Here is a 24,789-nt window from a genome sequence, read left to right as displayed (position 1 = left end):
GTTCTGAGATTGTTTTGTGGAAAGGACATTGGCAATGAATACGATTTGTCAGCAACACATTCGCTTGGTTGTTCTCATGGTTACGCTTTGTATGATATTGCCGAGCGCCCATTCTCAAAACTATCTTTCCTCTACGGGGCTTCCCACATTCACTACAGCCTTGCCGGTGAAGAATGGCGTCATCAATGTGGCCAATGGAAACCTCCATATCGAGATTCCTGTGAGGGGTTTTCCTCAACGGGGAGGCAGGACACTTCAGGAGAAGTTCGTATATAACAGCCGCATATGGTACATCGATAGCTCCGGTCCCTCTAAAATTTGGAGAGCGAGTACTGATGGCTGGCGCTTTTCCAATGGCTACGCCGACGTTTCCGTTAACAACTCGGTAACATTTGTCCCCTGCGGCGCGTCCGGGTACTATATCTTATCGAATTACACCTGGATAGACGAAAACGGCACTACGCACACCTTTGCCGCGCAGATTGTGGAAGACGGCAATCCCCCTAGTGGTTGCACACTTCCGCCTTCAACTCCCACCGCATACGCAAACGATTCGTCTGGATTCATGATTTCGGTTGGTCCAACTTCTTCAACTGTATACTATCCCGATGGGACCCAGTTCACGCCTCCAGATCCAATTAGTGGATTCTCGATTACGGGAGATGCCAATGGCAACTTCATCAGCTTTGACCCAAACGATGGCACTACTTATGTGATAGATACCTTATACCGGCAACCCGTACACCCTGCTGTTTGCTTGAGCGGTGTATGCACCTACTCACTTTCAAATTCACAAAATACGACGAATGATTATTCGGAACCATTCACAAGCGTTGTCATCACTACTAATTTTGGACAGTCAGGAGTTACCGAAGGCTCAAGCACAGTAGCGCAGACTCAATCGATCGCATTGCCTGATGGGACAAGCTATCAGTTTCACTATGACTCCTACGGCGAGCTTACTAGTATGGTTTTGCCCACAGGAGGGACGGTTACGTTCAGTTATACGAACTTCCAGGATGCAAAAGGTAACATAAATCGTTGGGCTACCGGCTACATTGCTGCCGGTGGCACATGGTCCTATACTCCCGCCGTGATCACTACCTGTGCACCGGGCACGGAAAATTGCAAACAAAAGGTGACTGTTACCAAGCCGAGTGGCGATGCCACTGTCTATACCTTCACGCTTAACAGTTATGGTGCCTGGAACACTCACACTGTCGAATACTCTGGCCCACCCACTGGAACGGTACTTCGGGACACCACTCTGAATTACGATATGTCCCAGCCCTCATTCATTCGGCTTACCAGTTCTGTCGTAATGCTGCCTACGCCTGCAGGAAACGTCAACACTAGAAAGACATATTCCTACGACAGCGCACAGTTCGGAAATATCACCTCAGTTCTTGAGTGGAAATATTACATCGGAACCCAGCCGCCAAATCCGGACAGGAAATACTTTTGGTCGTTTGTATCGGGTTCTGGCTATACGAATTATACGCAGTACGTGGCAAAGAACATTCTGAATAAAGTCGCAGTCTTCACTGTGCAGGATGGCGCTAGTACCCAACTTGCGCAAACGAGAAATACTTATGATTCCACCGCTCTGACCTCAAAGACGGGCATTGTCCAGCATGACGATACAAATTATGGGACAGGGAACACCATTCGAGGAAACGTAACGTTGGTCCAGCGCTGGTTGACGGGATCAACATTTCTGAGCACAACTAATTTCTACGACACCACTGGACAATTGGTGCAGACAGTTGATCCGAGAAATAATCCAGCAACTACGTTCAGTTTTGTTGATAGGTTCTACAACGACAACGGTTCCAATCCTCCGTCTTCAATTGGTTCGAACCCATCCAATGCCTACCTGACGCAAATGACACGGCCTCTATCAGGGGCGACCACGTATGGTTACTATTTTGGCACCGGCAAGCAGGCGATGGCCAAGGATCAAAACCTTGCTGACTCGTATTCGCATTTCATGGATTCCATGGAACGCCCAACACATACATACCTGCCTCTGACCAATGGTAACCGTGGGTGGACCCTCTTAACGTATCCCGCGAGTTCGGAAACACAAGTGGATACCTACACGGGCATCACGTCGACCACTGCCTCAAGCTCGTGCACGAGTTGCCGTCACGATCAACAATTGCTCGACACATGGGGACGTGCTAGTCGGACCACCTTGCTAAGCGATCCTGATGGTGCAACCAACTCAGATACTAGCTACGATACGACCGGGCGGCTTCAGGTAACGACGAACCCTTACCGTTCCACATCTGATCCCACATACGGCTCCGACACGACTACGTACGACGGGATCGATCATGTCGCTTCATTGCAGCACACGGACGGCAATGTCGCACATACGTACTACGGGACGGCAGTATCGAGCAATGGCGGGGCGAGTTCGCAGCTGTGTTCAACCGCCACATATGGTATCGGCTACCCAGTTTTGGCCGTAGACGAGGCAGGTAAAAAGCGGCAAAAGTGGTTGAATGACCATGACAAACTGATCGAAGTGGACGAGGCGGATTCGAGCAATAATTTGACTGTGGCGACCTGCTACGGGTATGACGGTTTGGACGATCTCATTAACGTTGTTCAGGGAAGCGAGACGCGAAGCTACACCTATGATGCGCTGTCTCGCATGACTTCAGAAACTAATCCTGAGTCCGGTGTTACGAATTACTACTACACGACGTCAGCGGGGGCGCTGTGCAGTGGCGATCCAAGTCTTCTGTGCCGCAAAACGGATTCACGAGGGGTTACGATTACTTTCACGTACGATGCGGAGAATCGTATAACTGGCAAGACGTATTCAGACACGACCCCAGCTGTTTCATATTTTTACGACCAGACAAGTTATAACGGCTTGACAATCACCAATGGCAAAGGTCGACGCACAGGGATGAGCGACGGTTCAGGACAAACCGCCTGGAGCTATGATACCTGCGGAAGAATTCTCAGTGAGAGACGAACTGTTGCTGGCATTACGAAAACCATATCCTACAGCTACAATCTGGACGGGTCGCTAGCTTCTGAGACGTACCCAAGCGGACGAATTGTAACGTATGCATACAGCAACGCAGCCCGCCTGATCTCGGCAACGGACACAGCGAACGCGATAAATTATTCCGCTACAGCGATCTATGCTCCACAGGGAGCACTGGCTTCTCTCATTTACGGCAAGGTGAACGGCGGGTTTGCCGGAATCACGCTCACGTACGGATACAATAATCGGCTACAGCTGAGCGCAACCAAGGCAATGTCATCAAACGGAACCGTTCTAGATCTAAGTTATAACTACGATCTAGGCGGTGGAAGTAATAACGGCAATGTAGCATCCATTACCAACAATCGCAACGCAGGCCGCACACAACTATTTACTTACGATTACATGAACCGAGTCGCCACAGCAAAGACCCAAGCGACTTCAGGAACAGATTGCTGGGGACAAAGTTTCGGATACGACCGTTACGCGAATTTGTTGAACGCAAATGTGACACAATGCTCCGCACCATCACTGAGCTTATCGGTAAACACGAGCAACAGGATCACAAATACCGGGTTTTCTTACGATGCTGCCGGGAATATGACGGCGGATGGCACTGGGACATCTTATGCTTTCGATGCTGAAGGAAAGCAGAAGTCAGCTGCCGGTGTGAACTACACCTATGATGGGCTCGGCTGGCGCGTCCAAAAGAGCAATGGTGAGTTGGATTGGTTTAACGGCGGTCACTCGTTGTTATTTGAGAGTGATCTCAGCGGAAATGTAACCAAGGAGTACATCTGGTTCGGCAGCTTGCGAGTGGCTCGCCGGGATAGCAATGGATCAGTGTATTACTATTTTGCTGATGCATTGGGATCCGGGCGGGTCATGACAAATGCGACGGGCGTCACGCAGCAGGAATCTGATTATTATCCGTTTGGTGGGGAGCGGGTGATCACGAATACCGTGGCCAATGACCTAAAGTTTACTGGCAAAAAACGTGACACGGAGACAGGTCTGGACTACAGCTTGGCGCGAATGTCCAATTCCGCACTAGGTCGCTGGACCTCCCCTGATCCAGCCGGATTGGGCGCTGTTGATCTTCAAAACCCTCAGACATGGAATCGATATGCCTATGTGCGCAACAATTCAGTAAATGCGGTCGATCCTTTGGGCATGCTGGATTGCATAGTAGCAACACTGGGAGGAGGTCCCTGCGATGGAGGCGGAGCAGGCGCGGCCAGCCAGGGAGGAGATCGGGTATTTAGTGAGTTCTACGGCTCAAATAGTTTTGATCAAAGCGATCGTGGCGGAGCAAGCCTCTCCGCTTGCGGCGTTGATCCTTTCTGCCGACAAAATGGCGGAATAGGACCCTTTGGGTCCCCTGTTGCAAATGGGAAGAGTTGGAATGATTCAACGTATGCAACCGGGGGTAACTATATTACGAAGACGCCGACTCCTGAACTAACTCTGAATTGTGTCGGCCAGCGCATCGATATGGGATGTTCCTGGGACCCTTTCAGTCTCTCTTGGGTTGTGAACGGTGACCAGTCGCATAGAATTAACGGTATGTACCCGGGTCTTGCACCCGGGGACCAGCCGATCGGCTCCATAGGCCAAGGTGTGTTGCCCGAGGTATACCGGAGGGCAGCACCGATTACAAAGCCCGCCTTTTGGGCTGCGTGGACTGCGATGGCGGCAGCCCCCACCGCCGTTCCCGGTCTGAACACGTTAGGCGTGAGTGCTTGGAGGGCAGTGTATTCTTACGCGGAGTCCTATGGAATTCCGGCAACCGCGATGACCTTGAACTTCGTTCGAAACTGGCAGTACCTTCGGAACGCCCAGAAGGGGATAGAATGGGGAATTAAGCGCTTAACTGAGTGACTTCGCTTAATGAATTGGGGTCTTGAGTGATCTATCCGGCGACCTATTCCGCGCGAACCGTATGTCCCGAGTGTTGCACGAGGGTCAGGCTGGAGGATGTCCGGTTTACTCCGTTCTTCAGCTGTCCCCATTGTGATAAGGACATCAGAGTTTCACAAACGTATGAATCCGTGATGCGATGGGTCTTTCTTTTATTGACATTGCCAGTGCTGTGGCTATCGGGTATGAAGATATGGATAGCCTTGCTTTGTTGGATTCCTGTGTCATCTTTCTTAGCCGGAACGTGGACCTATGCAGGGAAATATCTCATTCCTCCAAAGTTGGAGAAAAACACGCCCCCTGCTTCTCCATTCCAGGGACTTGGCTTAGGATCAAGTTCTTGAATCTCAGAGATCGCGGCAATTGAGTTTGGGGAGAGAGTGCTGCACTCTGTCAAGTAAATGAGCCGGATTTGCTGCAAATGAGAGCTGCCTATCGCAAGCTAAATTACTGAAAAATGGTGAGTGCGAACAGAGCTGGTTATTTTCAAACTGGTCGTCTTACTTGCTCTCGGGGTGCTGAAATGGGTTTCGTTCTACACACTCCGGCGTTTCCGAAATGGACCTCATTCGCAGAAATCGGGTTAAAGTGTGCAAAAAAGGCTCTCTCTAGGATTTTCTGCCGATTATCAGCGAAGGACCGGCCCCTGCCAGCGACTATGAGGGCACACGGCTCGGCAGGGCTGCTGAACTTTAGGGCACGCCGGGGGCGAATTAGGTCCGGCAAACTCGAATAATTTAACGTGGACGTGAGCCAGAATCTCGTCTTGCGTGGAAAACGGAGGAGACATTTGTGCCATTTTTGTGCCATGAGAATACACATCTTGCACATCATGCCCAAAACGCACTTTAAAGAATCAATAAGCTACGTGCTACCAACATGGCCCGAAGGAACGAATCCCTCCCTCTCCGCCAGATACCTTTCGTTTTCTGGCTATTTGCATTACCTGACTACCAAATTTAAGGCGCTTTGCTTCCGGCGCGGTAGTAGTCACCCTGTATAGACAGGTCGGTAAAGACAAGGCTGGGCGGACTTGAGACGTCAACACAACAGTTAATCAGCAAACGGGGACTGGAGGGAACTATGCCCACCGGACTGGAGAGCCATAGGCATATCGTCGTCTTGATGATGGAAAACCGGTCCTTTGACCACATGCTGGGATCTCTGAGGGCCATGGATCCGCGATCCTTACGGTGAGAGTCAACATAAGCGTCTCCGCACGGAATTGCGAGCAGGCAGTTCGGTGCTGGTGGATTCACTGAGATGGCTTCGCAAACAATGAGTCGAGGTCGAGCGTTACCCCAATACTCCCATGCACATCTTTTTCCTTGATAAGCTCAGTCCGATTGGAAGCTGTTAGCGAAATTGGAATCTTTACTCCGGCACCCTTCATCGGGACTGTGAATGTCGCCTGAAAAACCCCAATATTGCCCCTCCGGCTCTCAGAAATGCCATTTACCAGAACCTGCTGGCTCAGGGGCTCCTCTAATAGGCATAAAGATAACCCAGAAAAGGCAAGCGTCGACCTTCCGAGCTGAGGGATATCCGACACTGGAATCTCGAGCTGGCTTGAGAACCTATAATCGCGTACCGAGCCACTCCGGCTCTTTGATGGAAGAGAACTGAAAAGCGTGGCACTCGCGTTAAACGTCAGCTGACTTCGAGCCTCACCGATCACCCAAAACTAGCCAATGAGTATCACCTGAAAACCGGCCAACGAAGATAGCGTCCGGGACATTGATGCCCGCGGAGGCTTGTAGCCTCCGTGGGCATGGCCAATGTCTTGAACGAAGAGAGAAACAACAAGTCTTAGCTCTCCAGCACACTGCAAGGGAACCCAGGGCTTTCCTAAAGCTTGGGCAGCAGTTTGCGGCTTGCTCGAACGGGAACTGCGCGGCCCGTGAATCTGTCCTTGCCCCTGCACGTCGTTCTGATGTCGGAAAATCGCTTCCGGTCGCTTTCGTTCATATGTATCCTAACAACCGTGTAAAGGAGAGCAGTCGATGGAAGATCCGATTCAACATGTCATTGTCTTAATGCTTGAGAACCACTCGTTCGATCAGATGCTCGGCTGCATGAAGGAGGTCTATCCCGAATTAGAAGGCGTCGATATCAGCGGCCCCACCCTCTACACAGCCACCGACTATCCAGATACTACCCACGAAATAGCGCAGCTACACACCAACGAACGTACGACAGATCCTGACCCCGTGCACGAGCACGTAAACGTGCTGAGGCAACTCAATCCGAAATACGGGTACGTGTCCGATTACGTACAGTCATATCCGCATGTACCGTTAGAGCGGAAGGCAGAAGTAATGGGTATTTACCGCCGCGGATTCTTGCCTGTTCTCCACACGCTCGCCGAACATTTCGCCATTTGCGATCATTGGTTCTCTTCATTACCAGGACCTACGTGGCCAAACCGGTTCTTTGTTCACAGCGGTACTTCGAATGGACACGTCAAGATGCCGTCCGGCGTTTTCGACAAAAACTGGCACTGTTATGACCAAACGACGGTCTACGATCATCTATCAATGAAAGGCATTTCCTGGAAGATTTATCACCATGGGCTTCCGCAGTCTCTCGTGATGATCCACCAGTTGAAGCATGCACTCCACTATCATTCCATGGATACATTCTTTAGCGATGTCACGGGCGCCGCCAAAGAATTCCCTCAGTTCAGTTTTATCGAGCCAGCATACAAAGGCGCTGAGCAAAATGACCAACATCCTCCCTCGGACGTCATGGCCGGAGAACGGCTGCTGGCACAGGTTTATAATGCGTTGCGCGCTAATAAAGATTTATGGAACAGTTCGCTCTTCTTATTTGTGTACGATGAACACGGTGGATTTTACGATCATCTGACCCCTCCTGCCGCTGAGCCCCCAGATGACAAGATATTCGAATACGCTTTCAATCAGCTTGGAGTGCGCGTTCCCGCGCTTCTCGTCTCACCCTGGGTTCAACCAGGAGTCATACCAACGATTTTTGATCACACGAGCTTGCTCAAGTATGTTTCCGACAAATGGGGTTTAGGTCCGCTGGGTAACAGGACTGCAAAAGCCGCCTCATTCGGTTCGGATCTGACCAAACTGCAAGCTCCCCGGACTAATACGCCTGAGCACATTGACGAGGGCACTATGCCCGCGCCAATCGCGAATCCAAGTAAGCGGGTTAATGAGCATCAAAAAGCCCTAGTGTCTTTCAGCCACTTCCTCGAACAAGAACTTGCTAAGGTTGAGCCTCTCGAAGATGTCGCGCGGCGCGCGCTCCATGTTTTGGAGGGACCAGCTGCACAGTTTGCGACTGCCGCCGAGAGATTTGAACGTTTTTTTCTGCACAAAAAGGCCGGGCGCCTCTGACGGGGCGCTCACACGCGTCTTGTCCCTTCAAAGTCCCACAAAATCTCGATCTCGAAATAGACAGCAAGAGCTAGCATCTGCTTTCCGCTCTAACGCTCGACCGATACTTTCTGCTCAGGCACCGCTCGCGTCGGCGAGCAGCACGATTGAGTTCAGCTCGGTCATACAAGCGCCAGTCAGCGACATTTGAACCTCCACGAAGGGGACGAATCGTACACCTCACAACCAATTTTCAGATTGTAGGAGTCGGTATTCCGGATTTTGAAACAGGGTTGACATCTCGCTTGAATTTAACGCAGCCGGAGTGTAAATATTGCTACATTTTCGCAATTCACGGAGGCGCTGTATGAGTCCAAACAGCGGAGCCGGTACTTTGGGTCGTGATCTTGTAGCCCGAGGCGAAATATGACAACGCCGCTTTGGATAGGCTTCAGCTTTCTCGCCCTGCTGGTCATCTTCTTGATCTGCTCCTTCTTCTTCGCGCCCAGGTTGACAGATGACCAGCGTGGCACCTTGAAACTGTTGTCATCATTATGCGCTGGATTCAGCGGTGGGTTCCTGACCGGTGGTGCACTTTTCGAAATGCATAAGACGGCTGGGACCACGACCTTTGGCATATCCGGCACGGCAGGATGTGCACTCTTTCTAGTCGTTTGGTTTTTCTATCCCCGAGTATTTAAGCTCGATGATGGATTCGAATTCAGCATCCCCAATGGATGGACATTTCGAGACACCGTGGATCGTATGGCCCAAACCAGACACGGCGTTAGCGAATGGCGGGGATTCACAGCTCAGGAGATGAGTGCTCTGATACAGAGAAGACAAATCTCATCAGAGTCACTAAGCGACGCCATTGGCCAGTTGCGGTTGATGACGGTCACACCAGACGCGGTTCGTCCGTATGACGTGACTCGCGAGGGCGCGGTGTATCGTCTCACAGTTCGATGAGGAGGGCACTATGAGCAATGTCTGCAAATGTCCCGACCCACCAGGCGGAAGCGTTACATGCAATGATGACCAGTTGGCAGTATGCGGATACCAGGACGGACAAATTGTGTCCGGATGTTTTGACAAGCCCGACCACTTGCGTTCTATAAGCGATAAAGAAGAAAGACTTCTCGCTCTTAAAAATTGGGCTCTTTCAACGATTATGGGAGTTTACCGGTCGGAGGATGATCCTATCGGGCCCGAACTTACTGCGATGCTCGCTAGCGGTCAATACAAGAATGAACAGACAAAAGAGATTGTCAGGTTTATTCTGCCCAGAGACTTTCAGAATACGCCCAAATTAAGGGTAAGGACGATGACACGTTGAAACTTCACCGGGAGCCATCCGACCAATGTTTCATTAGAGGGATAGCGGCTTTTCAATCTGGTCTGCGAGCGCGACTTGGAGGGCGTTGTTGGCAGACGCCGTCACAGCCCATACCCCGGAAAAGAGAACCCTGAGTGTGATCACACAAGATGATCTTGCCACTGTTGTTATAAGACACGTGATTTTTCACGACGTTCCGCAAAATGTTTGAGATGCCGTAGCCAGACCCCAACTGTCCGATGTGGAGACGAAGGTAGATGCCAGTCAGAAGAGTCATCTCAAGACAAAGTTGACACGAGTTCTGAACTGTAGCAAGGCTTACCCATATAGAGATTGTCGCAAGCACGGCTTCGCCAGTGCCCAAGCAAGTTCGCCATCTTACGAAGTCTGGTTACAACCCGGTTAAGTTCATCGAAGCGTGGCAGTCGAACTGGGGCAATCGAAGGAGCCGTTCCTTGATTGGAAACGTGCATCTACTCGATTTCGCATTCCCGGAGTCAAAAGGACAGACTGTACGAAACGGGGCGAGGTTTAAATTAGCTTAGCCTACGAGCCCAAAACCGCTCCCTTGGCCACCGATGTTGGGCCGCTCGGTACGCGAAGGCCTTCTGGTTCCGATACTGAGCAACAGCTGCGGCTCCTCGGATCGACGCCGCCTGCCAAGCAGACGGATCCCCTTCTAGCGCGCTGAGGATGGTCTCTGCACTTTCCCGCGCCGAGCGGAGCGCATAGGCCAGCCCCTCCCCTGAAAGGGGATCACGGGCTAGCGCGGCGTCGCCGACGGCTATCCAGCCCTTACCAGCGCAGGGCCTCATGGCCGAGCTCGCCACTCCGACACAACACGCCTCGGGTGGATTCGCCAATCTCGCTCGAGTGAGTGGCGCGCGAGAGAAGGCGGCCTCCATAGCCTCGCCATATCGCTTGCCTGCCATGAGATTTGCATCCATCATCCAACCGGCGAACATTCGACCACCGGGTACCGGTGCCGAGTACCACCATCCGTCCGCCGCTGCTTCTATAAGGAGCGCGTTTCCAGCATCCGCCATGGGTTCGGACAAGCCGCCGATTAAGCAAAGCGCATCAATCCGCTCACGGTTTCCCAGTCTCACGGCGGGACCGTACCGTCCCGTAGCTACGACCAAGAAATCCGCATTCGCAGCCCATGCTTTACCATCTGTATGGCGGACATCGAATGCCCAGTGACCGTTGGTACGTCGAATGCCAATTACAGTACCCGTCACCAGGGTTACGCCGGCTATTTCCGCTTCCGATAGAAGCCAGCTGTCGAATCGGGGGCGGTCGACATGCCAGGCGCAACCATACGGATTGGTGATGAAGGATCGGTATGATGGCTCTGGCCGCTCCCATGCGCTAACGACAACTGGACACGGGACGGCAACGCCCCTCGGGAGCCGACCCCAGAGCCCAGCAAGTGCGAGTGCGCTCCGCCCTTCGGGCGAGAGCGTCTCGGCAAAACCGCAGCGCCGTTGCAGTTGGCGGGCGATGATCTGGACGTTGAGTCCTGCCCGGGCGAGCTGCAGAGCGGCCATAGTCCCGGCTGGGCCTGCACCAAATACCGCCACCGCAGGCGCCTTACTCACGATCGTTCTGTCTCTAGCCACGGTTTCTTGCGGTTCAGACCTTGCCGAGCCACGAACCCCAACTTGGCCCAACCGGCTACCATTTCCTTGAAGCGCGCCGGGTCGCCGTCCAACGCATTGAAGTCGGGGGGCCGTGTCCATGGCACTTGTTCGTCTGGAGTTGCCTCGGGGAAGACGTCGTCCGGGCGCTGCCCCGTCCACCACATCGCAAAGGTAAGCGCGCCTGTAGCAGGGTTAGTAAGAGGCTCCCTCTTGCAGTCACGAAAGTCCGCCTGCCATGGAAGAGCCATATGCTGTGTGAGAAAGCCGGGGCGCACGGTTACATCTGGAATTCCGACGCTCTCATCTCCAGCCGCGATTTTCTTACCTAGCTGAAAACGAAATGCCTCTATGTAGATCGTTGGATTTCGAATAATCCAACTGACTTCGATACCCGGGAAAAATGGGCCCCCGACACCGTTCTCCAGTGCCGCCCGATCTAGACCGTCTGGCGTGATCGCGGGTGGTGCTGTTGGGATGGAAGGGGGCGAAGTGCCGTCCGGCTTGAACTTGCGAGCGGCCCACTGGGCGAACATCGCGTACTGGGTACGCGTTAGAGAAAAGAAGCGTTTAGGATTCGTCCGCTCGGCGGAACCGGCCTCCGGGTGTTCACTTTCGTCGCAGTACTCGTCCCCGAGACCTCTTGGCATTTGGCTGCAGTCCGCCGGGCTAGTGGAGTCGGGGTCCCTCATCTTTTTGAACACGTCTGTTCGAAGGATATCCTTCACGGTATCGGGGTCCCCGAGCTCAGCCCAGACATGAGGAGCGATCGTGTTATGGAAAGGGCTCTTCAGGTCGGGTGGATCGTGCAGAAATGTCGCACTAAACGCGCGCTGAAGCACATCTGCGATGTCATTGACATAGGAGGGCTGGTAGGACTTGAATCGATTCGCCGCAGGATTCCAGTCATCGCGCTGCTCCTGGAGGCGGGCCAGCGTGCCCCCGGGTCGGAACATCGCTAGATTCGGGATCGGGATCGTTGGATTCCGAACCAATACGTCCCAGATGGTGTCATATAGGGACACTACGTTTCCAACCGCAGGGGCGAAGTCCGGTGGAGCGACTGTAACCCAAGCCCCGATCGCCTCCACTCGGTTGCCGTCTTTCAAGACTATGACAGCGGAGACCGGCCCATCGCTGACATCGTCGAACCATCCGTCATTGTTAACGTAGTTTTGGATCTCGGCTGCGTTGGAGAGTTGGAGGGTCTTCCCATGACCCCCGAAGAAGATCAGGCGTCCGGCGTCGTCAGTGCTGATGTCGCCCAAGTCCTTGATCGTTTGGTTCGTCTTGGGATTCGGGTTCGCGAGGATAATAGGGGTCGCCGATTGGCCTGACACCGCCTTGGGACCCGGATCGATGTCGAGTTGTGATCGGGCATCGTTTCCGATTACGTCATCGTTACGCGCGCCGTTTTTGCTAAAGTCGCCGTTCTCTCCCCTAGGGCCGTCAAATTTGAAAAACGACGCCTTGCGGTTTGCGACATGGACTGTCCACTCGATAGCTACTACAGCGCCTTGACCGGGCAGAGCCTCCCCGACCAGCGACCCGTCCGCAGCAAATTCGAAGACTCGAAAACGCACTCCCTGGCGCCTGATGCGACCCGCAACCTTAAAGTTCCCAAATCCTCCCGTGTCTAAGTTCCAGTTGGCGGGCATGTCAGGCTGTTCCGGTCCGATGAACCCTGGTCCGTCAGCATCGCCGACACGAGCGATGCCGAGCGCCGGATGAATTCTGAACGTGGATGGCATCAGTTGGCTCTCCTATTCGACTACTTCAACCTGAGGATCAGATCGCGGAGCTTCTTTAGATCATCAGGCGGAAGGTCTCTATCGGGGGGCATCGCGGATCGGGGATCAGAAATCTGATCCTTTGGGTATAACGCCGCGTTCAATTTTGACCTAAGCGCGAGCACCATCTCTTTATCAAGCACGTCGAATTTCACCGAGCCATGGCACCGAAAGCAGAATCTGTTGAACTTCGGAAGCAATTCAGCGTCAGTCGGGTCGCTTGGATTCCAGACGGGTGAGTTGGCGGAGGTGCGAAGAGCCCGGCCGAACAGAGGCTCGGCCCCTGCGCCTTGCTGAAGGTGCCACGCAAGCCAGTGCTCCGCAGCTCTCCGCAGCACACTGTCGGGCTGCGCTGCCGCGTTCTGTCGTTGGATTTCTTCGTTTATCAGCAGAATGACTCCAAAGGTCCCCGCATCGAAGAGCACGGGTGCCTTCAGTGCTGTGAAGTCGTCGCCTTTCACCGTTCGGTCCTGCCAATGGTCCGTATCGAGGTAGTCGAGGAGTGGCGCACGAAAATGATTGTCAGGTGCTGGCGGGGTAGTCGTAAAATCCAGCCGTAGTCCTCCATGGCACGAGATGCAGGAACACGGTACAAAGTACCCCGCGACCCCGCCATTCTGTGCCGTCGCCGAGGCCGGGATGTGCCCTGCATCGAAAAATGCATTGAGTTGGTGACTCAGCTTGGCCCCCTCGCTCGTTTTTCCAAAATCGATCCAATAGAGAGACTTGCGGGAGTCGTTCCCCACAAGGATTGTTTGCGTATTTACGGAATCATTTCCAGTGAAGGGGTCGAGCTGCTCGATCGGTGCGAAGAAATTGAACAGCATTATCCCATACTGAATTCCATGCGCGGCGGCGGCAGAGCCCGGTTGGGCGCGTAACCGCAACAGTTTGCGCCAGCCGGCCTTCGTAATCGAGGGTTGGCTCAGATCGGAAATCTTCGGGGCGAAGAACCGTGCGACCAAGACGTCACCGGCGGAGAGTGAGATGCCGCCCAGACGGCTCCCGAGCGCGGCAGGATCCATCAGTTCCGACGGGGACCCACCCTCAAGATCCTTGGCTGTGAGCGGCGGAGCGGGAGGCTTCGGGGTGTAGCCCAAGTAAACCGCCACATCCACGAGCGTTGTCGTAGGTCCGGGCTCATTGGCGCGGGGATCCTGGACCTGAAAGCCGATCTTCGAAGCGAGGTCCTGGTAGTATCTGCGGGCTTCTGGCTCGCTACCCGACGGAATCGCAGTCTTCACATTTGTCTTGCAATAGGCGTTCGCGAACTCGGCCTCCTCGTTCGGCGCGGGAGTGGTACGCGGGGTGCCCTCCTGTCCGTTCGCGACAGGCGACTGAGCGACGAATGCACTGACAACCGCCAGCAACGCCACAACGACGATTAAACCGAATTTGCCCTGGAGCTTGCTCGCCTTCATGCTCCTCCTCGCAACGATAACGCTCATCCACCGGCACTCGCTTGTTTCGCTAGTGCGAAGGCTGTGGCGCTACAGCCACTCAGCCGATGGCCCAGCAGACACACTTCCGAGAACCGGTCAATGACCGTCGAGGCCCCAATCTGTGGCGCGCATTTTCTCTCTGTTTTTGTAGAAGTCAAGCACAAAACTTTGATCCGTTCGGATTTTGTAACAAAGCCGATTGGGCAGTTTACAAATCGAGAACTGTTGTTACTGTTCTAAGTTGTAACACAATGTCGAACTAAGGTAGCGACCATGTCTAACTGCAATGTCGATTATCGGTATTTGTGTCCTTGTTGGAATCCACAAAGGAGACACATCATCACCTCAAACAAGCGGTGGGGACCATTAGTGCGAGTTTAACGCGCCGAAGGAGGCGAGATGCCGAGCAAAGGCGCCCCCCCGACAATCGAAACTTCGAATGCAATTGTGCAGGAGGCGATATTCCAGGCTGGCGGCTTTGAAGGACCACATCCTGATACTCGAACCTTGCAGAAAGCCGGCCTCAATACCGACAAGAAACGGGATGCCTTCCAGCCCGCTGTTGATATTGCGTGTCGGGACAGGCATTACATTATGCAAGACGTCGCGGGAATTCCCAACGATGCTGGCACGACAGTGAGTACCGTAAAGTCACATGTTCAGCAGCACGCCCATTTCGAGCCGGGGAAAGAGAAGTGAAATTGATCTATCTGGTTATCGCGATCTTCTTGTCGGTTGCCTCGTTCGGGGAGAGCCTACAGAAGGCAACAAGCCGATCTGATGCTGAAATTTATGCGAGTGCCAGCCTAGTAGGCGCGCAGAATGCCCAAACGATATATGCCTTCGATCTGAAGTATGCGTATCGAACGTTCAAACATCACATCGGTCCACCTGACAGTAAGTGGTACTTTCAAGCCCGACCGCTGCTGGAGTTCGTGACAAATAAGGGTACCCGAGCGAGTCCGGACAAGGTCAATCTCGGGGGTGAAGTCGGGCTTTTTCGGCAGCTCACACGGAACCGATCTGCGAAAGGCTTCGAAAGACTGAAGGCGACGTCCTTTGAGATCGTCGCAAATCCTCGAGGTGAATTCGATCGCAAGTTCGATACGCGTAACTTCGTCACTGCCTCCTTTGGGCGATTTATTTTCCCCAACGTGCCACCGATGCATCCAGGCCTTGTCAATTTGTCACCTTTAGCTGAGATTGGTTTTGAGAATGGGCAAAATTATAGCAACGGACTGCAAAAAGTAGGGTCAGGCCGAATTGGCCGAGTGTATGCCTCCGTTGACGCGGTGTTTTGGTATTGTTCAAGAAGTGCTTCAGGAACACGGGACGACTGTGACAGTCTGAACTCAACCGGAATCAAGGGCAGCTCTTTGGAACTTTCATACCAGTATAGAGGTCCGCTCCGAGACGAGATTTTTACCACAAAACTGGACAAACCGCAGGTCCTGTATCTATCGTCAAAGCCACGTCATTACTTCAATGCGGCCTTGCGAATTCCAATTTTTGGTTTCTTTGCAATAAAACCCGAATACAAATGGGGCTCGCTTCCTCCTGCATACGTGTTTTTGCAGCACCAGTACACTTTGACCGTTGATATTGCCGCTAAGCATAAGTGATCCCCGCCCGGGTGGGTATTTGGGGAGCTTCGCTTGGCAAAGCTTAGGCGGCAAGTACAGGAACAGATAGAAAGGGCACCGAAGACGGCGGCGGTAGGCGGCAACAACGCATAACGCGGAAGTCTAGGACTCACATTCTGCGATCTAGAGCAGGCGACACGCTTATTCAAAGTCGAGGCGTGGCAAACGCGGACGAAGCGATGTAGGATCACCGTACCCAATGTTGCACAGAAGATTCGATTTGATAGTACCGGGTACGTATTCTTCGCACATGTCCTCCCGCTCAACGCCTGCTCCAAAAAACTGCTCATCAACCTTCCCATTGTCAAAACCTGACATTGGTCCGCAGTCTAACCCAAGGGCACGCGCAGCCATGATCAGGTAAGCGCCTTGCAGCGTGCAGTTTCGTCTTGCCGTGCTCTCTGTCAGTTCGGGGTTGTTTGCAAACATGTCCCGAAAATTCGGGTTGTGCGGCGAGAGCTTTGGCAGCTTCTCATAGAAACGCACGTCATACCCGACGATGGCCGTTACCGGTGCTGCCATTGTCTTCTCTAAGTTCCCCGGTGAAAGTGCCGGGAGCAGGCGCTCCTTTGCATCCTTGCTTCGCAGGAACAGAAACCGCGCAGGACTTGCTTGGCGCTTGTTGGTCCCCATTTCAGCACATCATAGAGTTGACGTAGAGACTCATCTGTTACGGGCTAATCAAGCCACCCGTTGTAGGTCCGGGCAGTGCGAAACAGCATATCAATCGCGTCATCCGAGACACGTTTGCTCATCTGATCGTCCTTCCAACACGCTCTGCTTTGGATGCAACGTGTGACGCGTGGATTCAGTTCTGGCTCGTGAGCACTCCGGTCTCATTCCTTTGAACATATAATCGGCCTGGAACCTCACAATGTCGGCAGACCCTCGCGCTATTCACATTTTCACGGACGGCTCTTGCTACAAGAATCCGGGAGGGAAGTCTGGCTGTGCCGCCATCGTCCATTACCCAGATCACTTGCAGCTTCAGGATGAGCAGATCGTTGATTTCGGGTGTGAGGAAAGCAACAGCAATCGGATGGAGCTACTCGCCTGCATCTGTGCGCTCAGATGGGTCCGCGACAATGTTCCATGGGACGATGTGACACGCGTGCAAATCTTCACCGATGCACAATATGTGAAGGACAATCTTGGTCGAGCTAGGGAGTGGAAGAAAAACGATTGGAGAAATCAATATGACGAGCCGAGAGAGAATGCGGACTTGTGGAACCAACTGATTTCAGCGCACGCGAAAGCCGGGATCAGAGTAGATTTTGAATGGAACTTGGGCAAGAAGACTCCGATCTTGAAATTGGTTGACAAGGCTGCGAAGGCGGCTGCTGATCGTGGCGGGACTGATGTCGATCGCGGCTACCGACCGGGCACTGTAGCACGATCAATGGTAAAAGGCGCTGCCGCGCGGTACAAGGCAGAAGGGCAACTCGCCGTGATCCGCCCATATCGTAAAACTCCAATGGCGCGGGGCGAGGAAAAAATCCGATTCAATACGTTCTCGGAGAATACGCAAACGTACATGGAATCCTGTTACGCCTATGTACCAACTGCTCTGATTTCACAGTTGCATCGAGGCAATGGGTACAGAGTTCGATTCAATGAGAATCCGAGATACCCCCAAATTCTAGAGATCGTTGGGGAAGTACATCTGCCTAAACCAAAACGAAAATCGTAGGACTTAGCTTTAATCACGAAACACGCGCACGAGGGCAGAACGAAAGCGGCACAGGATATCGTCGAGCTCAACTGCGAAATCCAGGTTCATAGGGCCGCAGGCCTGACTCATGTCGCCGTTCCCGGCCAGATCAGAAACGGAGAAGGCGCGACGTCGAATTCCTTGTGCTGATCGCTAGCACCTGACTGCTGTCCCGTGTCTTGGGCAATCGCTGAGAGCGACAGCCATAGTACGAACAAGAACAAGCTGATTCCAAGTTGCTTCATGCAGGTACCTCCGGGAGACCCAAACAGGGCCATTGACAAATTCTACGCTGATCGCAGGAGCAGAGGAGAGGAGCTTCCCGCGATTTTCCTATGCCGCTGGTAGGAACAAATTAGACACAGTAGCGTGTCGGCCCGCTTGTGTGCTGCTCCTGACGCGCAGCGAACCCCGATGCTTTTGCACGATGTCTTTGACGAGCGACAATCCCATACCGCTACCTGTAGCTTTCGTGCTGAAGAACGCTCAGATGGATCTGGGCCGGCCCTCTTTCAGTTCTTTTTCGCATAGGCATCCCGCGCGTCCTGTATCTTCTTCCAGTCCGCGCTTTCAGCGAGTCCAGCGTTGGCCGCACATTGAGCGTTTCCATGGGCTGTGAATGCGACCCGATATAACGGCAGCAATCCTCGAAAATCGGATTGATAGCGGCTACTGCCCCTTCGAGGCCTGCGAAGTTTATTTTGGGAAGCTTGGTCATCATGACATTCGGCTGGTATCGCTGGGTTACTCCCTGCAGCAGTTCCTGCTCCACAATGACCTCGCAGATATTTCTGATCAGCTCGTACGCCTTCTCAATGAGTGCCGCCTGCGTTTCTCCCGTTGCTTTCTCGGCCGATTGAATCAATGTATTGATCCTGCCGCGCAAGTTGGAGAAGGTATCGGAACGTGGATGCGTGCCCTTACTCACGATCCCGATTTTCGTACCGTCACGCGCCACGTCATAGTACGAGCAGTCCTGCGGACGTTTTTCAAACCGCGCGAGCAGTTCCGTCGTAAACCAGATGTTGTGCGTGAAAACGATGACCTGGCGCTGGGCCGGCGTAGCGTCGGAAACTCGCCTTATCGGGTATTGGGAAATACAAAGCCCCGCGGCAACATGAAAGCCTACGTCCTCACATTAAAGCAGTATCCGTGGTTGCTCCCCGCGGTCGAGGACGCGTTGAGGCAGCTACCTGCGAGCGGCGGGGACGATGTATCCAAAGTCCTCAAAACCGTTCGCGGTGATGGTGGACGCCCTCTTACTGATGGCGACGCCATAATTGCGCTCAACGCCTTGTCCGACCTTGGAATTCTGCAACGACAAGGGATTCGATACACCCACGACAGGGACCGATTTGCTGCGACTGAGGAAATGCGAACCGGCATTCAAGCGGCCCTTCAGATCATCAGTGAACGCTCTTCCGATTCAGCGGATGTACAATTGTGTGTCTCCCTCCCTCCCGCGCTTCCTCCTGCAGCCGAACATGTAGTACACGAGACCTCGACGGATCTGCGCAGTAGTTTGCTGGATGTGATCGCATCGGCGAGGCAATCTCTGATCGTGGCTTCCCCCTTCTGGGACGCGTCGACCACAGCCGAAATGGTCGCTCTTGTGAGTAAGAAACTCGCATCTGGTGTGCAAGTATCCCTGCTGGGAAGATTTTCGCAGGAATTGCCACCTGAGGTTAGAGCAGAGTTGGAGAAACTCAGGTACGACCCACGCTGCGCGATCCTCTCGTGGTTCGAAGGCGAGGGTAGGGAAACGCAGACATTTCATTTCAAGGCAATAAGCGCCGACCGTGGCGAGCGAGCTTATCTGGGCAGTGCAAATATGACGTTCTCGAGCCTGCGATCGCGGATGGAGTTAGGAGTCATACTTCGCGGTCGAACAGCCTCTGAGTTAGACAGGATTCTCAGGGTAGTGCTTACGATGGCAACGCCGATTCACGCTAGTTAGCGTCAGCGTAGAGTTTATCGCGGGTTTGTCGCTCTACAGTTGTAGCTATTCCGGATGAATCGCCTCGGGCAATGAAAGATGGAAACAAGCATTCCGGATGGCAGGCACCGAACGTCGGTTCATCTCTGAAACCCCCGACAAAATGGTAGAGCCGGCAGCCGGGGTTGGGCTGATCCAAGGGTGCCAGCATGGGCGCCAGCACCTTTGACGGGCCATCTTGCGAGTCCACTAAAGCCAATATAATCAATCACTCTCATAGTTCTATTGTTTATGGTTGACAATGTTCTATACATATCAGAACATTGTACTATGACAAGTGATGAGCTGAAGGCGGCATTGGCGGAGCTTGGAATTACCCAAGCCGATTTCGCACGCCTGATCGGTGTAACTTCCAGGGCAATCACGCTCTGGGTAGCAGAGCAGCGTTCAATTCCAGGACCCGCGGAGGCATATCTACGTGTCCTGCAGCTCCTCCCGCAAAATCTCCGACAGGTGGAACTCAATCGGCTCAAACGGAAAGGAACAGAAATGCGCGACGGCATGTATGGAATCAGTTTTCAAGGGCAGCAAGGTGTCGGGATGGGAGTGCTCATTTTCGAGAACGGTCGAGTTTATGGCACCGACACTCAAGGAGTTCGGTACGACGGAGAGTATCTGTACAGCGAAAGCACAGGGCTGGCCGATGTGAAAATCAAAGTCACTTTTCCGCCGAATGTCCGTGCCGTGTTTGGTATCTCAAACCCATATGAGTGGGCCTTCGATGTCACAACTAGCTTCAATCCAAAGCAGAATTCTGGGCCGCTCACTGTCAGGTCGTCCGTAGGCCAACCAATAAACGCCCAGTTTGTTTATCTGCGCACCTTACCTGAGGCTGCTTGAATGGTTTGTTGACGTAAGGACCTCGTTCTCATGCTTAAAGCCACCTTTATTGGCATCGACAAATACGCTGACGGCACAGTGCGGGAACTGACTGGTGCTGTGCGCGACGCAACGGCACTCTGGGCACTGATATCGGATTCGATGCCCAGTGCCGCAGCTAGCTTGCTCACGAACGCGGATGCAACCGCCGCCAACATTCGCTCGGCTCTTAACGGCACACTAACGACAGCGGAGGAAGACGATACAGTTATTCTTACCTTCTCTGGACACGGGACCAGAAATCAACGGCTTGTAACGCACGATACCTTTCGCAACAACCTTGATGCCACGACAATCGGAATGGATGAGCTTGCTGCCATCTTCAAGGCATCCAAGGCAAAAGCTATTCTCTGCGTGATCGATTGCTGCTTCAGCGGGGCTGCACCAGCTCGTGTTCTTGACGACTCACCCGTTTCGCGCGACCCAGGTCTTCCGCTCGACGAACTGGCCGGAGCTGGGCGAATCCTAATTTCAGCCTGTCATATCAATGAGGTTGCATATGAATCCCCGACGCATAGGCACGGTTTATTCACGTTCGCTCTGATGCATGCGCTTCAGGAGGGTGAAGAAGCAAATATCGATCTCACCGCGGCCATGGCAGCTGTGATGCAGAACGTCAGAGCTGCCGCCGGCCAACTTGGCGTCACGCAAACGCCGGTGTTGCTCGGCCATGTGGAAGGTGGCCTTGCACTTCCAAGATTGATGCGAGGCACTAAATTCTTTGCGGCATTTCCGGAAGCGGCTGGCATCACGGTAAGTGCCGCCGTCGATGATCTCAAAGGATTCGGCATCCCTTCCTCTGTGCTCGACGAATGGACCGCACGATTTCGAGGCGGGCTTAACGCTCTGCAGTTATCTGCGATCAACGATTACAGAATCCTTGACGGTGAGTCGCTGCTGGTCGTCGCGCCAACAAGTTCCGGAAAAACATTCATTGGAGAGTTGGCCGCAACCAAAGCGATTCTTGATGGCCGCAAGGCGGTGTTCCTCCTTCCGTACCGTGCACTCGTAAACGAGAAATACGATCTTTTTGTCAGCATTTACGGGGAAAAACTGGGGATGAGAGTCATCCGCTGCACCGGCGATCACACAGATGAAACCGGCCAGTTTGTCCGTGGCAAGTACGAGATCGCAGTGCTGACATACGAGATGTTCCTGAATCTCGTCCTACGAAATGCGGGTGTTCTGAGCCAGATAGGGCTCGTTGTCCTCGACGAGGCGCAGTTTATCACCGACCCAGGGCGCGGGATTGTTGTGGAGTTGCTTCTCACTCACTTACTCGCAGCTCGCCAGCAGGGTGTCGAACCCCAATTGATTGCGCTCTCCGCTGTCATTGGCAACATCAATCATTTCGATGAGTGGCTCGCCTGTAGAACCCTTGTAACCTCCGTTCGCCCAGTACCGTTGATTGAGGGCGTTCTCGATCGATCCGGCCAATTTCAGTTCGTGGATGTCGATGGGAACGAGCAACTTGAGCAACTCCTTCCTTACCATGCCATACAGGTTCGTCGAGACAAGCCAAGTGCGCAGGACGTAATCGTTCCCCTAGTACAGAAACTCGTTCGTGGAACGACCGAAAAAATCATCGTCTTCCGCAATCGCCGGGGACCTGCCGAAGGATGCGCGGGCTACCTCGCGGCTGATGTAGGCCTCCCACCAGCAACCGACGCTCTGGCACTTTTACCGAACCGCGATTTATCGAGCACCTCGACGGACCTGAGACGGTGTCTCAATGGCGGGACGGCCTTCCACAACACAAATCTGACTCGTGAAGAAAAGCAGATAGTGGAGAGGGCGTACCGCGATCCAAATAGCAACCTTCGCATTCTTGGCGCAACCACGACGGTAGCAGCAGGAATCAACACGCCTGCCTCCACGGTCATTGTTGCCGAACAAGAGTTCATCGGCGAGGACGGGCGACAATTTACGGTTGCTGAATACAAGAACATGGCGGGAAGAGCAGGGCGCCTCGGCTACAACGAACAAGGCAAGTCGATAATTCTCGCGACAGATTATTTGGAGCGCCAGCGGCTCTTCAACCGGTATGTCCGCGGAACATTGGAGCCACTCCAATCGTCTTTCGATGCGGATCAACTGGAGACGTGGATCATTCGCCTTCTAGCCCAGGTGAAACAAGTCCACAAAGACCAGGTGCTGCAGCTTCTTCTCAACACGTTCGGAGGTTACCTTGCCAATCGGCAGCATCCCGGTTGGCAGAGTGAAATGGAGCACCACCTTCAAGCACTTCTGACTGAGATGATCCGCCTGAAACTCGTAGAACAGGAACTGGACAACGTGCAGTTGACATTGCTGGGACGCGCCTGTGGCGAATCATCACTGTCCTTTCGTTCGGCGATGCGCCTCGTTGATCTTGTGCAAAGTGTTGGGGCGCAAGGCATCACAGCGGAACAGTTGATGGCATTGGTTCAGGCACTACCTGAGTCGGACGGCAATTACACACCAATGTTCAAGAGAGGCAACAAGGAAACTGTGCGCCCGCGTGAGGCTGCCAGCCGGTTCGGTATGCCAGTCACAAATGCGCTGCAGAAGTTTGTGGATGATTATTTCGCGTACTATGCGCGCTGTAAGCGCGCCTGCATACTCTGGGACTGGATTAACGGCGTTCCCGTCGAAACGATCGAAGAAGCGTATAGCGCAAACCCCTTCCAGGGGAAAATCGGATATGGCGACATAAGAAAATTTGCGGATTCCACACGGTTTCATCTGAGCGCCGCGCACCGGTTGACAAACATCCTGTTTGTTTCTGGCGGCCCAACTGAGGAAACCATAGACCGCCTGCTGCGGCAGCTTGAGATAGGGCTTCCTGCTCAGGCGCTCGGGCTCGTGGATATTCCGGTCGATCTGACTCGCGGAGACTATCTGGCGCTACTGGGCGCTGGAATTCAGAATCCCGATCAAGTTTGGCAGCGTTCGGACGCGCAACTCTCACAGATACTCGGTCCACTCGTCGGGCGCCTTCTATCCGCAAAGCGTCCGAAATCGCAAGTGCAGTCCGCCTAGCTCGATATGAGCAAAGCTGCATCACGCATCACCTACGCGGTCCATTCTGTGACGCAGACGCCACCTCGCGGAAGTTGTGCCTTTCTGGCAAGCATCAGTAGATTTCCGTGTATTGCCCCTCGGGCGGAGCGGGCTGTTGTCTCAGAAACGTCACAAGGGTATCGAGCGCTTCCTCCCATGAAGCCTGCGCCAATTCCTTGGTTGGATAAGTGCCTGCAGATATCCACGCAGTGATTGTGAACCCGCTGAGGTTGGCATCCAAGAAAGTGGCACCTTCCAGCTCAAACTGGTATCGGACACCGACTTCCTGCTTCTGCTGCCAATACCATTGGTTAAAGAGAAAAAACAATTTGAAATAGAATGCTGCATCAGCAACCAACTCACCATAGTTCAAGGCAAATTCCAGATAACCGCTAACCCAGTGACCTGAATCGTTCTTGCCGAAAGCCTTCTCGCACCCCACCGTGAAAAATGGAGAGTCCGCCGCATTCAGCGCAATTAGCGCATTCTTCAGAGCCGTAATCCCCTGCGCCTCTGGAATCGCTTCTGCTGGGTTTGATTTTAGGGATTTGAAGCCGTGGTTCCTGGAACCATCGGGACGGTCTTCGTCGGCCCCTCCATAAGGTATTCCCTTACCGCCGTTCTTCATTGAGAGAAACACTGTCATGTTTTGCATCTGTCTCGTTCTCTGCATTTAGCCTGTCCTGAATCGCCCTGCGTGCGTAGGTCAGCTAATGTTTTTGATACGGGGTTCAGAAGTCAAGATCAGGCGTAATACCTGCATTAGTCATTCCTGGAATCGCATTCACATTTCGGATGTCCCTTGTCATGATCCTCAGCACGTGATAATCCGGTTTATGAGGTAGGGGATTGAGCCGCGGGCGGGGCCTTCGGGACCCTATGCTTCTCGTGCCATTGATTATCGTATAACTTTTATTATGGAAAATAAGGCTCGTTAAGTTCCTGTTAGGAATGCACATTCTGGTAGCGGGATGAGCTATAGTACCCCGCTGCGAAAGCGGAAATTGCTGGCCTTTAACATGCGCTTCCGCGCCCGTCA

16 protein-coding genes and 1 pseudogene are annotated in these 24,789 nt (G+C 53.3%); 10 read left to right on the top strand and 7 right to left on the bottom strand.

What is annotated here, in order from left to right; translation table 11 throughout:
* Positions 1-76: 76 nt before the first annotated feature.
* Complete coding sequence (locus VFA76_04765) at positions 77-4,888, top strand: RHS repeat-associated core domain-containing protein (protein ID HZR31147.1); 4,812 nt, start codon at positions 77-79, stop codon at positions 4,886-4,888.
* Between the two features lie 998 nt (positions 4,889-5,886).
* On the opposite strand, the gene VFA76_04760 is transcribed toward VFA76_04765, so the two are convergent.
* Positions 5,887-6,102 carry a hypothetical protein gene (locus VFA76_04760; GenBank protein ID HZR31146.1) on the bottom strand — a complete coding sequence of 72 codons (216 nt, stop codon included), beginning with the start codon at positions 6,100-6,102 and terminating at the stop codon, positions 5,887-5,889.
* An 828-nt stretch (positions 6,103-6,930) separates the two neighbouring features.
* On the opposite strand from VFA76_04760, the gene VFA76_04755 reads away from it, so the two are divergent.
* The 3 genes from VFA76_04755 (at position 6,931) to VFA76_04745 (ending at position 10,810) form a co-directional block, all read left to right on the top strand.
* The gene (locus tag VFA76_04755) at positions 6,931-8,292 is read left to right on the top strand and encodes an alkaline phosphatase family protein (protein ID HZR31145.1); all 1,362 of its coding nucleotides are present in this window, start codon (positions 6,931-6,933) and stop codon (positions 8,290-8,292) included.
* Positions 8,293-8,697: 405 nt separating this feature from the next.
* Positions 8,698-9,240, top strand: coding sequence for a hypothetical protein (locus VFA76_04750; GenBank protein ID HZR31144.1), 543 nt, complete (start codon positions 8,698-8,700; stop codon positions 9,238-9,240).
* A gap of 1,180 nt (positions 9,241-10,420) precedes the next feature.
* Complete coding sequence (locus VFA76_04745; protein HZR31143.1) at positions 10,421-10,810, top strand: hypothetical protein; 390 nt, start codon at positions 10,421-10,423, stop codon at positions 10,808-10,810.
* A 394-nt stretch (positions 10,811-11,204) separates the two neighbouring features.
* Here VFA76_04745 and VFA76_04740 read toward each other — a convergent pair whose 3' ends face one another.
* Positions 11,205-12,998, bottom strand: coding sequence for a LodA/GoxA family CTQ-dependent oxidase (locus VFA76_04740; GenBank protein ID HZR31142.1), 1,794 nt, complete (start codon positions 12,996-12,998; stop codon positions 11,205-11,207).
* A gap of 20 nt (positions 12,999-13,018) precedes the next feature.
* Positions 13,019-14,458: a hypothetical protein gene (locus VFA76_04735; protein ID HZR31141.1), complete on the bottom strand. Its 1,440-nt coding sequence runs from the start codon at positions 14,456-14,458 to the stop codon at positions 13,019-13,021.
* Between the two features lie 420 nt (positions 14,459-14,878).
* On the opposite strand from VFA76_04735, the gene VFA76_04730 reads away from it, so the two are divergent.
* Together VFA76_04730 and VFA76_04725 are read left to right on the top strand one after the other, a co-directional pair.
* Positions 14,879-15,178 (top strand): hypothetical protein, encoded by a 300-nt coding sequence (locus VFA76_04730; protein ID HZR31140.1) that lies wholly within the window; start codon positions 14,879-14,881, stop codon positions 15,176-15,178.
* Positions 15,175-16,101 (top strand): hypothetical protein, encoded by a 927-nt coding sequence (locus VFA76_04725; protein ID HZR31139.1) that lies wholly within the window; start codon positions 15,175-15,177, stop codon positions 16,099-16,101. Before VFA76_04730 ends, VFA76_04725 begins: the two co-directional genes overlap by 4 nt.
* 162 nt (positions 16,102-16,263) lie before the next feature.
* Here VFA76_04725 and VFA76_04720 read toward each other — a convergent pair whose 3' ends face one another.
* Positions 16,264-16,755 carry a malonic semialdehyde reductase gene (locus VFA76_04720; GenBank protein HZR31138.1) on the bottom strand — a complete coding sequence of 164 codons (492 nt, stop codon included), beginning with the start codon at positions 16,753-16,755 and terminating at the stop codon, positions 16,264-16,266.
* Between the two features lie 241 nt (positions 16,756-16,996).
* On the opposite strand from VFA76_04720, the gene VFA76_04715 reads away from it, so the two are divergent.
* Complete coding sequence (locus VFA76_04715) at positions 16,997-17,812, top strand: RNase H family protein (GenBank protein ID HZR31137.1); 816 nt, start codon at positions 16,997-16,999, stop codon at positions 17,810-17,812.
* Between the two features lie 107 nt (positions 17,813-17,919).
* Here VFA76_04715 and VFA76_04710 read toward each other — a convergent pair whose 3' ends face one another.
* A complete protein-coding gene (locus tag VFA76_04710; GenBank protein ID HZR31136.1) occupies positions 17,920-18,078 on the bottom strand; it encodes a hypothetical protein in 159 nt (52 codons plus the stop codon).
* Between the two features lie 88 nt (positions 18,079-18,166).
* Positions 18,167-18,298, bottom strand: a pseudogene (locus VFA76_04705) (ATP-binding protein).
* Positions 18,299-18,452: 154 nt separating this feature from the next.
* On the opposite strand from VFA76_04705, the gene VFA76_04700 reads away from it, so the two are divergent.
* From VFA76_04700 to VFA76_04690, 3 genes are all read left to right on the top strand, one after another.
* Positions 18,453-19,790 carry a phospholipase D-like domain-containing protein gene (locus VFA76_04700; protein ID HZR31135.1) on the top strand — a complete coding sequence of 446 codons (1,338 nt, stop codon included), beginning with the start codon at positions 18,453-18,455 and terminating at the stop codon, positions 19,788-19,790.
* A gap of 309 nt (positions 19,791-20,099) precedes the next feature.
* On the top strand, positions 20,100-20,669 hold the full coding sequence (locus VFA76_04695) for a hypothetical protein (protein HZR31134.1): 570 nt from the start codon (positions 20,100-20,102) through the stop codon (positions 20,667-20,669).
* A 30-nt stretch (positions 20,670-20,699) separates the two neighbouring features.
* The gene (locus VFA76_04690) at positions 20,700-23,729 is read left to right on the top strand and encodes a DEAD/DEAH box helicase (protein HZR31133.1); all 3,030 of its coding nucleotides are present in this window, start codon (positions 20,700-20,702) and stop codon (positions 23,727-23,729) included.
* A 94-nt stretch (positions 23,730-23,823) separates the two neighbouring features.
* On the opposite strand, the gene VFA76_04685 is transcribed toward VFA76_04690, so the two are convergent.
* Positions 23,824-24,396, bottom strand: coding sequence for a hypothetical protein (locus VFA76_04685; protein ID HZR31132.1), 573 nt, complete (start codon positions 24,394-24,396; stop codon positions 23,824-23,826).
* Positions 24,397-24,789: the final 393 nt, after the last annotated feature.

The organism is Terriglobales bacterium, assembly GCA_035651655.1.
In the GTDB taxonomy this organism is placed as follows: Bacteria; Acidobacteriota; Terriglobia; order Terriglobales; family Acidobacteriaceae; genus DASRFG01.
This window is presented reverse-complemented; position numbering and strand designations above follow the sequence as displayed.